The following is a 12,160-nucleotide window of genomic DNA, read 5'->3' as shown; positions in this document are numbered from 1 at the left end:
ACGGATGCGGAGATTCTTACCGTCGTCGGGCCGCACACGGTGGATACAGACACCAACACCCAGCTTGATCTCGCCGGGGTTCAGGCTCTTGGCTTCGTCACCGGTGCTCATACGACCGACGCCGAGGTCGTCGCGGCTGTCAGCGCGGCGGGTTATGTCACCGGGGCGCACACCGCTTCGAGCGCGCTTGATCCGTATGTGACGGTGGATGCGAGCGACAATATCTTCATCACCGGCGCAAATCTTCATGTGAGAAGCGGCTCGGGGGACACCTGGGGCACGGTGAACGGCAAGGGCAACCTTATTGTCGGCTACGGTGAGGACTCTGGCTCAAACGACAAGACAGGCTCGCACAACCTTGTTGTCGGGCCTTTCCACTCCTATTCCGGTTACGGCAACCTGCTCGGCGGCTCCGGCAACAACGCGCTGGGCCACCACGCCTTCCTCGCCGGAGTAAACAACACCGCGAGTACGGGCACTTTCAACGCCAGCGTGAGCGGGGGCGACAACAACACCGCCAGCGGCAACTACGCCAGCGTGAGCGGGGGCCAGTCCAACACAGCCAGTGGCAACTACACCAGCGTGAGCGGAGGCAACACCAACACCGCCAGCGGCAACCACGCCAGCGTCAGCGGGGGGCAGAACAACATCGTCAGCGGCGGCTACGCCAGTGTGAGCGGCGGGCTGGAAAACACCGCCAGCGGCGACTACGCCAGCGTGAGCGGGGGGGCTGCCAACATCGCCAGCGACTACTACACCAGCGTGAGCGGGGGCGAGAGAAATAGAGCCGACGGCCCCTTCGCCAGTGTGAGCGGGGGCATAGACAACAGAGCCTTAGGCTACAATGCCAGCGTGAGTGGAGGTTTTAATAACCAGGCCGGCGGCAGGTACGCCAGTGTGAGCGGGGGCTTCGACGGCATGGCCAGCGGCGAGAGCTCCAGCGTGAGCGGGGGCGAAACCAACAAAGCCTGGGGCATTTACTCCAGCGTGAGCGGGGGCTACAGCGGTTATGCCTTCGGCACGCAATCCAGCATAACCGGGGGCTATCAAAACAACGCAGGCGGCAGTTTCTCCACCGTGAGCGGAGGCGAGAACCGCTACGTGGGCGACTTTGCCGACTGGCGGGGGGGCAGCTATTTCTCCGAGAATTAGCCGCCCATAAGCGACAAGAAGTAAAACCGCCCCCCGGTCTTGAAGGAAGAGGCCGGGGGGCTTTTTTTGCGGGGGTGAAACAATTTTTGGGAAACGAAGTGTTTTTCGCTTGACTTTCGCTATTTGGGTGGCGTATACATACCGAAAGTAATTTGTGGATTTAATAGGTATGGTTATTGTAAGGCATTGTTATATATGTTTTTTTATAGTTATTTGTTTTCGCTCTGGTGGCGAAAGACGGTTGCCCACCGGGCGGGGGTGGCCGCCTCGCCGCCGGGCGGAATATTTTTTGAGAAATCTCGATAAAAAATGGCCGCCGGGCGATTGATCGTTGCAGGCCGGGGCCAAGATCACCTAGATTGGATCGCGACCCGCCCCACGATATGCGATCCCCTCCACCGAGGAGTTTTTTCCAATGAGTCAGAAGAACGGGTCTTCCAACGCGCAGGACAAAGATAAAGATCGTAAAGATAAAACACTGGATTCTGCCTTCACGCAGATTAACCGCCAGTTTGGCAAGGGCTCGATTATGCGCCTTGGCGAGGGGCCGGATCTTGAGGCCATCCCGTCGATTCCGACGGGCTCGATATCGCTCGACGCCGCGCTGGGAATCGGTGGGGTGCCGCGTGGGCGCATCATGGAAATCTTTGGCCCCGAGTCCTCGGGTAAAACGACCATCGCGCTCCACATCGTTGCCGAGGCGCAGAAGATGGGTGGGACAGCCGCCTTCATCGACGCCGAGCATGCCCTTGACCCGATTTACGCCAAGGCGCTGGGCGTGGACACCGACAACCTGATCGTATCGCAACCAGACACGGGCGAGCAGGCGCTTGAAATTTCGGAAATTCTTTCGAGCAGCGGCTCGGTTGACGTAATAGTAATTGACTCGGTGGCGGCCCTGGTTCCCAAGGCCGAGCTTGAGGGCGAGATGGGGGATCATCATGTCGGCCTCCAGGCGCGCTTGATGAGCCAGGCCTTGCGAAAACTTACCGGCGTGGTGCATCGCTCGAACACGTGTTTCATCTTCATCAACCAGATCCGCATGAAGATTGGCGTGATGTTCGGCAACCCGGAGACGACCTCGGGCGGGAACGCGCTGAAATTCTACTCATCGATTCGGATGGATATTAGGCGAATCGCCGCCATAAAAGAGGGCGATCAGAGCGTGGGCAACAGAACAAGGGTGCGCCTTGTGAAAAACAAGTTGGCCCCCCCATTCCGCACGGCCGAGTTCGACATCATGTTCGGGCATGGCGTTTCGCGGGAGGGCGATGTGCTCGATTTGGCGGTGGAAAAAGAAATTGTCGATAAATCGGGCGCCTGGTATTCGTTTGGCGAGGACCGCATTGGCCAGGGCAGAGAGAACGTCAAGCGCTTTTTGAAAGAGAATCCCGATATCTATAACGACATAGAGGGAAGGCTTCGGGCGACGTTTGCACCCAAGGAGGCCGAGGCCGAGGCCGAGGCCGAGCCTGAGACCACAAATGGGGTGGCCGAGCATACCGTGCCCGATGCAGAGGATAAGGTAGAGGCTGAAAAGGTTACTCCCCAGTAAATATGTGAGGGCTCTAATCTGCCAGTTCTGGTAGTTGCCCGGGCCACCGGTCGGATCGATACCCGAGTGATATGTCCACGAGAATTGCCCGCTCAAAAGATGGGTTTCACGGAGAATTAAAGGGCTGGGCCTCGTGAGTTTTGCAAACCAAAAAACCTCAAATGACAATCAGCAGGGGGAAGGGCTCGCCTCTGTCCGCGAGCGGATGGAGGCGTCTGCTTTGCGGATACTCGCCCTTCGCTCGCACACAAGATATGAGCTTGGCCGCAAGCTTCGGGGGCGAAAATTTCCGGGCGCGGAGATTGAGGCGCTGCTTCATCGCTACGAGGAAATTGGCTATCTCAACGATGAGGCGGCGGCGCGCAGTTGGGTGCGGCGCAGGCTTAGGGCCAGGCCGATGGGTCGCCGCTCGATGGCGCGCGAGCTTAGCGGCATTGGCGTATCACAAGAGATTGCCGAGTTGGCGCTTGCCGAGGGCTATGGCGAGGAGGGCGAGCTTGAATCTGCCCGCCGCGCTGCCCAAAAGCGATTGAAGGCGTTTCGGGGAAAGGATAAGCTTCGGGAGCGTTTGCTTCGTTTCCTGCAGGGGCGCGGGTTTCCGGCAGGGGTCTCCATTGAAGTCGTGGATGAAATCGTTAGACTAGAGGCAGAGGCGCCGCTCGATGATTTTGACGACACCCCGCGCGAGGCTTAATTTTTTTTTGATATTTGATAGCGGTCTTAATGAGGTTAAGGCGGCTTTTCCTTTTTGAGAGCTGATTCACCAAATGGCTGAACTTCCCATACTTCTCTATCCCGACCCTGCGCTCAGGGAAACCTGCCAGCTCATCGAGGATATCGACGAGCGCATCCGCACAATTGCCGCCGATATGGTGGAGACAGTACATGCGGCCCCTGGCGTTGGTCTTGCCGCCCCCCAGGTGGGTGAGTTGGTGCGTTTGGTCGTGGTCGATCTATCGGTGGGCGAGGATTCATCTCAACTACATGTTCTCGTAAATCCGGAAATTGTCTCCACCGAGGGCGAGGAGGTGGAGGCCAATGAGGGATGTCTTTCTTTTCCGGATATTTTCGAGATGATTAAGCGCCCCGAGCGTGTGCACGTGCGTGCGCTCAACATTGAGGGCAAGGAAATTCTTTTTAACGCCCAAGATCGCCTGGGCCGCGTGCTGCTGCATGAAATAGAGCATCTCGACGGCAAGCTTTTCGTGGACAGGCTCAATCGCTTGAAGCGCGAGCTCATCAAGCGCCGCATGAAAAAACGCATAAAGGCCTCGCCCGCCGCCTGATATTTTGTGCCAATTCCTGGGCTTTTCCTCCCTTACGATTGACCCCCGCTTTTAGCCTGCGTATGAAAGAGACGTTGCAAGTGACCTTTCTCGGGAGAGTTTTATGCGCACTGTTTTTCTGGGGACGCCTGAGTTCGCGCTGCCCTCGCTTGAGGCGCTCGTGGCATCCCCCATCGGGGTGGAAGCTGTTTTTACCCAGCCGGATCGCCCTGCCGGGCGGGGCCGAAAGCTAACCCCGCCGCCTGTGAAGGTGCGAGCGCTTGAACTGGGGCTAGAGGTGCTCCAGCCCGAGCGGGTGCGCAGTGTTGATATCGAGGCGTTTCGGCCCGATGCGGCTGTGGTGGTTGCTTATGGCCAATATTTATCAGGAAAACTGCTGTCGATTCCGCCCCTCGGTGGGGTAAATGTTCATCCCTCGCTGCTGCCCCGCTGGCGTGGTGCCGCCCCGATACAACGAGCCCTTCTGGCGGGCGATAGCGAGAGTGGTGTCTGCACCATGCGGGTCGCCAAGGAGATGGACGCAGGCGCAATTCTTGGCAAAGTGGTGGTACCCCTCGGGCCGCGAGACACATCAGAGAATTTGCACGATAAACTTGCCGAGGCGGGCGCAGGGCTTCTCGTTGACACCCTGGAGCGTCTCGATAGCGGGGAGGTGGTGGAGAGGGAACAAGATCCCGCCCTCGTCACCCATGCGGAAAAGCTCACCAAGGACGAGGCCCGGCTCGACTGGACAAAAAGTGCGGCAGCCCTCGATCTTTTGATTCGTGGCCTTCGCCCATGGCCTGTGGCCGAAACGCTGTGGCCCGGGGTGGCTGAAGGCGCGGTGCGCATTTGGTGCGCCTACCCGCTGGAAGCCGAGCCGGAAAGAGCGGCGAGGGTGGGTGAGGTGCTGGGGGAGGCGGACTCGCCCGAGGGCCGAGGGCTTCGTGTCAGAACGGGCGAGGGCGATCTGCTCCTTCTTGAAGTGCAGCCGCCGGGCAAACGCCGTATGTCCGCCGAGGATTATCTAAGAGGAAGCTCGCTGCCGGAAAGCGCGGTGATGGGAGATGAAAAATGAGTAAGGAACCGACAAGCGGGAGAAAGCGACCCGCCAGAAACAAATCAGGTAAACCTAAAAAAGCCTCAGAGTTGCGTGGTGCGCCGCCCAGCGAAAAAAGGCGACCCGAGAAGAAAAAATCGCGCCCCCCAAAAAACGATCCGGTAAAGATCACGCCGGGCACAGGGGCGGACCCGGTTAGAGAGGCCGTGCATAAGGCGCTCGTTGCCTTTGGGCGGCGTCCCACAAACGCCGAGAATCTCCTTGAGCGATTCACCTCCCGCGATTTCAAGGCGCGCGACCGCGCATTTTTTCACGAGCTTCTTTACGGCACGCTTCGCTGGCGGGGGCGCATCGATGCGTCCTACGAGCGATTTTTGAGCGAGCCGCCCGATCGTTTGTCTAGTGGTGTGCGCGAGGCGCTTCGCCTTGGCGTTTATCAAATAATGTTCATGGATCGCGTGCCCGATCATGGTGCGGTGAACACTTCGGTTTATCTGGCTGGACAAGATAAGGGCCGGGGCGCCAGAGGGCTGGTGAACGCTGTTCTTCGGCGCGTGTTGCGCGAGCCGCTTCGGCCACCTAAGGCGATAAAAGATCGATTGACGATTTGGGAATCGCACCCGAGCTGGCTCGTTCAACGATGGATAACGCAGCTCGGACCCGAGGCCACTCGTGCTCGTTGCGAGGCGAATAACACCGAGGGGCCCGTTGTCTTTCGCGCAAATCCTTGGCAAGGCAGCGCCGCTCGCCTTGCGGATATCCTCGGAGAGGGGGGCATCGCCACCGAGCCGGGCAAGGTTGATCCCGACAGCCTGTGGATGAAGCCTAAGGGTGGGGGCGGACAACCCTCCTTCTCAAAGAGCGGGGCCTATAAAGCGGGGGCGTTTATTATTCAGGATGAAGCGTCGAGCATGGCCGCGCGGTTCTCAGGGGTCGGCTCGGGCCAGCGGGTGCTGGACGTCTGCGCCGCTCCGGGCGGGAAAACAGCGGTGATGGCCTGGATGGCAGGCAAGCGGGGCCGGATAGTCGCAGCCGACAACACCTTGGGCCGACTCGGACGGCTTAAAATCAACTGTGATAGAATTGGGGTTCCGGTCCGAGTATTAGCGATGGACGCGGGAAAACCCGCCTTCGGCGATGTGTTCGACACCGTTTTTGTGGATGCCCCATGCTCGGGAGCCGGGGTCATCCGGCGCCACCCGGATGCTCGTTGGCGGCTTCGCGAGAATGACTTTGGACGCCATGGCGAGGCCCAGAGGAAATTGCTTGCGGCCGCCTCTAGTGCGGTGAAGCCGGGCGGCGCGCTTATTTACTCTGTGTGCTCGAACGAGCCCGAGGAGACGGACGAGGTAGCCTCCTCGATTGATGGTGCCAAATTCGTCAGAGAGCCGGCCGTTGATTCTCTTCCGGCGGCGGCGAGGGAATTTGTGGGCGCGGACGGAGCGCTTCGATTGTTGCCCGAGGGCGGCAGGGGGCTCGATGGATTTTTCACCGTTAGGTGGCGGCGAGTTTAAGAGGAATTATGATTAGGATTTTTTTGAGGACTATCGTCTGGTCTACTCTCCTGGTGGCGATTGGTGGAGTGGCGGGCCTGGGTGCGATTTATATTTCGCGTGGGGGTGATGGCGTATTTCTCCCCCAGGTGGTGGGCCAGGACATTGTGCACGCGCTCGAATTGCTAGGGGAGCGCGAGATACCGCTGAAAATAAGCGGCTGGGCGTTTAGTGACGATGTGCCGCAAAATCATATTGTGGGCCAGCTTCCGGCTGGTGCGCGTCGAATTCGCAGGGGGCGCGCCGTATCGCTAATCATTAGCCGAGGGGCGCGTGATGTGGTGGTTCCGGCCATCACGGGCGAGGATCTTAGCCGCGCAGAAACGTTGGTTCGCCTGAGCGGCCTTAGAGTTGGATTCGTCGAGCGGGTGTTTGAGCCTGGAAAGCGGGTGGACGAGGTGATCAGCACTTGGCCTGCCGTGGGAGACAGTGTGCGCCGGGGCGAGCCGGTGGTCCTCCTTGTGAGCCAGGGGCCGAGGGAGCGCGCCTATGCCATGCCCTCGCTGATCGGAGAGCGCGTAAACACCGCGCTCGACAGGGTGCGCCAGGTAGGGCTAACGGTCGGGCGAGTGCGCTATGTAGACAGAGAGGGCGCTCTTCGAGGAACCATCGTTGCCCAGATCCCGCAGACGGGCCAGCGCGTTCTGGCAGGTCAGCGGGTGCACGTGGACGTGGCGCGGGGTGCGCAAGCCCTTGTTGGCAACTTCAGCATTTTGCGCTACCGGGTGCCCTCGGGTAGGCCGCGCCGCCAGCTTCGTGTGGAACTTGAATCAAACGGGCAGAGTAAGGATGCGCTTGCGCGCGAGGTTCGTGCGGGCGAGGAAATTCATTTGATGATTGCGGTGAAGGGCAAAACACGAGCTCGAATTTATCTTGACGACGAACTCATCGAACAACAGGACCACTAGGAAACCAAAAGAATGCCGAAACCGGATATGACGCCGGGCCGGGTGCGGGTGGCGCCTTCGCTGCTCTCGTGTCGGTTCGAGGAGATGGGAGAGGAGATTGCAGCCGTTCAGCGGGCGGGGGCCGATTGGCTTCACTTCGATGTGATGGACGGTCATTTTGTACCCAATATTTCGATCGGCCCGCTTGGGGTGGAGGCCGCACGCCGCGCCGTGCCGGACATGGTGCTCGACGTTCATCTGATGATTTCGGAGCCCGATGACTACATCGAGGCCTTTGCCAAGGCGGGGGCGGATATTCTGACCGTGCATATCGAGACTTCGACCGATATTCGCCGGACGCTTGATAAAATTCGGTTGCTCGGTGTTGGCACGGGAGTGACCCTGAATCCCGCCACCCCGCTTGAGACGATTGAGTGGGTGCTGGGAGAGGTGGATATGATCCTCGTTATGAGCGTGAAACCCGGTTTTTCGGGGCAAAGCTTTATCCCCGAGTCCATCGGACGAATTCAGGCTTTAAGGGAGAAAATCGACAAAAATGGTCTTCCAGCCCTCTTGGAGGTGGATGGCGGGGTTAAGCCCCAAAATGCCGCAGAAATACGCGAGGCGGGCGCTGATGTACTGGTGGCGGGCTCTGCTGTCTATGGCACAGATGACTATGCCGGGGCCATTGAGGCGATCCGAGGAGAAGGCTGACCCCTGTTGCCAAGACAGGGGCCTTTCCCTTATAAAAACATGTTTTTTAGCGCCTTAGAGTTTGATGCCCCTTTTTCGTCATTTATTACCACCTATGGGGCGCAAGAGAGATAAAAATGTTCGAGGGTTTGCGGGATCGGTTGAGCGGTATTTTCAAGGATCTTCGCTCGCGCGGCGTGCTTGGCGAGCAGGAGGTTGATGCCGCTCTCCGGGAAATTCGTCTGGCACTCCTTGAGGCGGACGTTAACTTTAAAGTCGCCAAGGATTTTATTGCAAAAATTCGGGTCGATTTGATTGGCGTGGCCCAGGCCGCACATATCGACCCCTCGCAGCAAGTGGTCAAAGCGGTTCAGGCCTCTCTTGTCGATTTGATGGGGGGCCGGGGCGCGACGCTTGAGAGGACGGCCTCGGGCACGACGGTTGTGATGTTTGTCGGCCTTCAGGGCTCGGGTAAAACGACGAGCGCGGGCAAGCTGGCCCTGCGGCTAAAAAAACAGGGCCTCCGTATTTTGCTGGTGCCTGCGGATGTGGCCAGGCCCGCCGCGATTTTGCAGCTTAAACGCTTGGCCGAGCAGACCGAGACCGACGCCTTTGATTCTGAGGGCATGAGCGATCCGGTTGCCATCGTCGAGGCAGCACTGGCTCGGGCAAAGAGTGAGCACTATGATTATTGCATCGTCGATACGGCGGGTCGTATGCATGTTGACGATGAGTTGATGGACGAGCTTCGCCGCATGAAAAAGGCGGCCAGCCCCCACGAGATATTACTCGTGGCGGATGCCATGACCGGCCAGGAAGCGGTGAATCTTGGCGAGGCCTTTGGCGAGGCCGTGGGTTTGACCGGGGTTGTTCTCACCAAGATGGACGGCGATGCGCGCGGCGGGGCGGCGGTTTCGCTTCGCGCGGTAACGGGTGTGCCCATCAAGCTCGTGGGTGTGGGTGAGAAGCTCGATGCCCTTGAGGAGTTTCATCCCGAGCGGATGGCCTCGCGGATTCTCGGCATGGGCGATGTGCTCTCGCTCATCGAGAAGGCCGAGGCGGCTTTTGAGCCCGAGGCGGCGCAGGAGATGGCCGCGAACCTTCAAAAGGGGGCGTTCACGCTTGAGATGCTTCGGGACCAGATGAAGCAAATGAGCAAGTTGGGCTCGATGAGTGATGTCCTCTCGATGGTTCCGGGGTTGGGCGCCAAGCTCAAGGGCGCCGAGGTGGACGAAAGGGAAGTTACTCGCACGGTGGCTATCATCGATTCGATGACCAAGGAGGAGCGCAGGCGCCCGGCCATCATAAAGGGAAGCCGCCGCAAGCGAATCGCGGCGGGAAGCGGAACCGAAGTCATGCACGTGAATAGGGTGCTTAAGCAATTTACGCAGATGCAAAAGATGATGCGCGGTTTTTCAAAAGGTGGAAAACGCAATCAGATGAAAATGATGCAGCAGATGCTCAATCAATAAGGAGAGAGACATTGGCAGTAAAGATTAGGCTTGCCCGTGGCGGAATGAAGAAGGCTCCTAGGTATCGCGTCGTTGTTCAGGACGAGCATATGCCCAGGGATGGCCGGTTTATTGAATCGGTGGGGCGCTACGATCCCACAAAGAGTCCCTCGCTCATCGAACTCGATCTTGAGAAGATCAAGGAATGGCTTGGCAAGGGTGCCAAACCCACCCAGACGGTCCAGAACCTGATCGACAAGGCCGGCAGCGAGAACTAGGCCCCGTTCGAATGGATGGGCGTGTGGCCGTCGGGGAGGCGGTCAAGGCCCAGGGGCTCAAGGGTGAGGTTCGTGTTCGCCCCTGGTTGGACGACATCGAAACTTATGGGGAGATTGCCGAGGTTTTTCTGGCGTCCGATCCGTCCCGAAGATTTGAGATTGTGTCCTTTAAGAGGGGGGGGAAGGGCTCGGTCGTATGGAAGTTCAAGGGCATCGATAGCCTCGAGGCGGCCGAATCGCTTCGGGGCTCCGTTTTTCTGGTGGACAGAAATATTCTTCCCGGCCCCGAGGAGGGGGTGCACTATTGGGAGGATTTCGAGAACACAGAGGCGGTAGATGAGACGGGTCGCTCGCTGGGCCGAATCGTGGACATGTTTGGCGCAGGGGGCAACGATATTATTGTGATCAAGGGGCCTAAGGGAGAGGAACTTCTTCTTCCCGCCATGAAGGAAGTGGTTCTTCGCCGGGAAGGGGACCGATGGGTTTTTCGGCCGCCAGAGTATTTGGACGATCTTGGGGAAGGGGATTCTGATGCGCTTTGATGTGCTGACAGTTTTTCCCGACATGCTTGAGACGGTGCTTGACTACGGCGTTGTTGGCCGTGCGCGCGAGCAGGGCTTGGTCGAATTCAAGGCCTGGGACTTGAGAGACTTCGCCGAGGGCAGCTATCGCCAGGTGGACGATACGCCCTATGGCGGCGGAGGCGGCATGGTGATGAAACCAGAGCCTCTGGCGCGGGCAATAGAGACGATTTCCGCTGATCGCGCCCCTCGGCGTATATTCATGACGCCCCAGGGGAGCAGGTTCGATCAGAAAAAGGCGGAGGAGTTGGCCGAAAAGGCGAGACCCCTCCTTTTTATATGCGGGCGCTATGAAGGGGTGGACGAGCGAATTCGCGAGGAGTTTATCGACGAGGAAATTTCGATTGGCGATTATGTCCTGACGGGGGGCGAGCTTCCGGCGCTGGCCGTAATCGATGCGGTGAGTCGTCTTCTGCCCGGGGTGCTGGGCAACGAGGATTCAGCCGCCAACGACAGCTTCACCACGGGGTTGCTGGATTGCCCCCACTACACCCGGCCCCCTGAGTTCAGGGGCAAGCGGGTGCCCGATGTGCTTCTTTCGGGGGACCACGAGAAAATCCGTCTCTGGCGGCGCGAGGAGGCGCTTAAGCGCACCCAGGCTCGCCGGGGCGATATGATTGAGCGGGCCGAGCTCAGCGAGGCGGACAGGCGCCTTTTGGAGCGGTGAGGGGATAGGGCATGGGTCAGATCTACATCGCGCTTGTTCATCATCCGGTGGTGGACCGTAACGGGCGGGTGATGGCTTCCTCGGTGACGAGCCTCGATATGCACGATTTGGCCCGAGCAGCCCGGACCTATGGCGTGAGGGGTACGTTTGTGGTACACCCTTCGGCGGCTCAGAGGCAGTTTATTGAGAATGTCACGGGCCATTTTGTCAGCGGCGCCGGACGAGGGACCCATCCCCAGCGGGGAGAGACCCTGGATAAGCAGCTTTTCGTCGCCCCTGACCTGGATGTGGCGCTAGAGGCTGTCGAGGTCAGAGAAGGCTGTAAACCCTTGCTGGTGGGGACTTCAGCTCTTGATGGCGAGAGCGCTACAGGATACGGGGAACTAGCCCGCCACCTCCGGGAATCGGATCAACCGAGTCTGATTTTGTTCGGAACGGCCTGGGGGCTGGCGCCCGAGGTCATGGATAGGTTAGATTTCAGGCTTCCGCCCCTTCGGGGACGTGAGGATACCGGATTTAATCACTTGTCAGTCAGGGCGGCAGCGGCTATTATCCTGGACCGTCTTCTAGGCGACAGGGAAATAACGGCGGCTAGGGCTGCTGGTTCTGAGGCAAAAGGAGCAATATCTTGAATGTCATTGATCGCATTGAGCGAGAGGGGATGCGCAAAGATGTCCCCGATTTTGGACCTGGCGACACGGTAAGGGTTCATGTCAAAATTCTTGAGGGTGATAAAGAGCGAATCCAGATGTTCGAGGGATTCGTTATGGGTCGGAGCGGAGGCGGGATCAGGGAAACATTCCGCGTCAGGAAGGTTTCCTACGGCATCGGCGTCGAGCGTATTTTCCCGGTCCACTCTCCTCGGGTGGATAGGGTCGAAGTGTTGCGCAATGGCCGCGTCCGCAGGGCAAAGCTCTATTATCTGCGCGACCGGAAGGGCAAGGCGGCCCAGATTAAGGAAAAGCGCCGGCACTAGTGCGGACGAAACATACAGGTACCAATTATCGGCGGGGGCTTT

At 58.9% G+C, this 12,160-nt stretch carries 14 protein-coding genes; all 14 read left to right on the top strand.

Translation table 11 applies throughout. The annotated features are described in order from the left end of the window. A partial coding sequence (locus HOJ95_01915) for a hypothetical protein (GenBank protein MBT6393438.1) occupies positions 1 to 1,152 on the top strand: 1,152 nt, incomplete at its 5' end. 415 nt (positions 1,153 to 1,567) lie between these two features. Beyond that, positions 1,568 to 2,707 carry a recombinase RecA gene (gene recA / locus HOJ95_01910; protein MBT6393437.1) on the top strand — a complete coding sequence of 380 codons (1,140 nt, stop codon included), beginning with the start codon at positions 1,568 to 1,570 and terminating at the stop codon, positions 2,705 to 2,707. A 133-nt stretch (positions 2,708 to 2,840) separates the two neighbouring features. Further along, entirely contained in the window at positions 2,841 to 3,401 is a 561-nt protein-coding gene (locus HOJ95_01905; protein MBT6393436.1) for a regulatory protein RecX, read from the top strand. A 73-nt stretch (positions 3,402 to 3,474) separates the two neighbouring features. Continuing rightward, positions 3,475 to 3,993: a peptide deformylase gene (def, locus tag HOJ95_01900; GenBank protein ID MBT6393435.1), complete on the top strand. Its 519-nt coding sequence runs from the start codon at positions 3,475 to 3,477 to the stop codon at positions 3,991 to 3,993. Between the two features lie 103 nt (positions 3,994 to 4,096). After that, entirely contained in the window at positions 4,097 to 5,050 is a 954-nt protein-coding gene (locus HOJ95_01895; GenBank protein ID MBT6393434.1) for a methionyl-tRNA formyltransferase, read from the top strand. Continuing rightward, positions 5,047 to 6,546 carry a hypothetical protein gene (locus HOJ95_01890; GenBank protein MBT6393433.1) on the top strand — a complete coding sequence of 500 codons (1,500 nt, stop codon included), beginning with the start codon at positions 5,047 to 5,049 and terminating at the stop codon, positions 6,544 to 6,546. The genes HOJ95_01895 and HOJ95_01890 overlap by 4 nt, the downstream gene beginning before the upstream one ends. 8 nt (positions 6,547 to 6,554) lie before the next feature. Next, positions 6,555 to 7,493: a PASTA domain-containing protein gene (locus HOJ95_01885; protein ID MBT6393432.1), complete on the top strand. Its 939-nt coding sequence runs from the start codon at positions 6,555 to 6,557 to the stop codon at positions 7,491 to 7,493. A 27-nt stretch (positions 7,494 to 7,520) separates the two neighbouring features. Next, positions 7,521 to 8,186: a ribulose-phosphate 3-epimerase gene (locus tag HOJ95_01880; protein MBT6393431.1), complete on the top strand. Its 666-nt coding sequence runs from the start codon at positions 7,521 to 7,523 to the stop codon at positions 8,184 to 8,186. Between the two features lie 116 nt (positions 8,187 to 8,302). Beyond that, the gene (ffh, locus tag HOJ95_01875; GenBank protein MBT6393430.1) at positions 8,303 to 9,637 is read left to right on the top strand and encodes a signal recognition particle protein; all 1,335 of its coding nucleotides are present in this window, start codon (positions 8,303 to 8,305) and stop codon (positions 9,635 to 9,637) included. Between the two features lie 11 nt (positions 9,638 to 9,648). Next, positions 9,649 to 9,894, top strand: a complete 246-nt coding sequence (rpsP, locus tag HOJ95_01870; protein ID MBT6393429.1) for a 30S ribosomal protein S16 — start codon at positions 9,649 to 9,651, stop codon at positions 9,892 to 9,894. 11 nt (positions 9,895 to 9,905) lie between these two features. Then, positions 9,906 to 10,436: a 16S rRNA processing protein RimM gene (rimM, locus tag HOJ95_01865; protein ID MBT6393428.1), complete on the top strand. Its 531-nt coding sequence runs from the start codon at positions 9,906 to 9,908 to the stop codon at positions 10,434 to 10,436. Further along, positions 10,426 to 11,142 (top strand): tRNA (guanosine(37)-N1)-methyltransferase TrmD, encoded by a 717-nt coding sequence (trmD, locus tag HOJ95_01860; GenBank protein ID MBT6393427.1) that lies wholly within the window; start codon positions 10,426 to 10,428, stop codon positions 11,140 to 11,142. Before rimM ends, trmD begins: the two co-directional genes overlap by 11 nt. A gap of 11 nt (positions 11,143 to 11,153) precedes the next feature. Beyond that, positions 11,154 to 11,774, top strand: coding sequence for an RNA methyltransferase (locus HOJ95_01855; protein MBT6393426.1), 621 nt, complete (start codon positions 11,154 to 11,156; stop codon positions 11,772 to 11,774). Then, complete coding sequence (gene rplS / locus HOJ95_01850; GenBank protein MBT6393425.1) at positions 11,771 to 12,118, top strand: 50S ribosomal protein L19; 348 nt, start codon at positions 11,771 to 11,773, stop codon at positions 12,116 to 12,118. Before HOJ95_01855 ends, rplS begins: the two co-directional genes overlap by 4 nt. Positions 12,119 to 12,160 lie beyond the last annotated feature (42 nt).

Source organism: Nitrospinaceae bacterium, assembly GCA_018669005.1.
Classification (GTDB): domain Bacteria; phylum UBA8248; class UBA8248; order UBA8248; family UBA8248; genus UBA8248.
Note: the sequence above shows the minus strand (reverse complement) of the source record. Positions and strands in the feature narration are given on the sequence as shown.

Excerpts from the sequence above, each read along its gene's own strand:
- recA (MBT6393437.1), top strand. The coding sequence starts at position 1,568 with ATGAGTCAGAAGAACGGGTCTTCCAACGCGCAGGACAAAGATAAAGAT.
- rimM (MBT6393428.1), top strand. The coding sequence starts at position 9,906 with ATGGATGGGCGTGTGGCCGTCGGGGAGGCGGTCAAGGCCCAGGGGCTC.
- def (MBT6393435.1), top strand. The coding sequence starts at position 3,475 with ATGGCTGAACTTCCCATACTTCTCTATCCCGACCCTGCGCTCAGGGAA.
- HOJ95_01855 (MBT6393426.1), top strand. The coding sequence starts at position 11,154 with ATGGGTCAGATCTACATCGCGCTTGTTCATCATCCGGTGGTGGACCGT.
- HOJ95_01895 (MBT6393434.1), top strand. The coding sequence starts at position 4,097 with ATGCGCACTGTTTTTCTGGGGACGCCTGAGTTCGCGCTGCCCTCGCTT.
- trmD (MBT6393427.1), top strand. The coding sequence starts at position 10,426 with ATGCGCTTTGATGTGCTGACAGTTTTTCCCGACATGCTTGAGACGGTG.
- HOJ95_01880 (MBT6393431.1), top strand. The coding sequence starts at position 7,521 with ATGACGCCGGGCCGGGTGCGGGTGGCGCCTTCGCTGCTCTCGTGTCGG.
- HOJ95_01890 (MBT6393433.1), top strand. The coding sequence starts at position 5,047 with ATGAGTAAGGAACCGACAAGCGGGAGAAAGCGACCCGCCAGAAACAAA.
- ffh (MBT6393430.1), top strand. The coding sequence starts at position 8,303 with ATGTTCGAGGGTTTGCGGGATCGGTTGAGCGGTATTTTCAAGGATCTT.
- HOJ95_01885 (MBT6393432.1), top strand. The coding sequence starts at position 6,555 with ATGATTAGGATTTTTTTGAGGACTATCGTCTGGTCTACTCTCCTGGTG.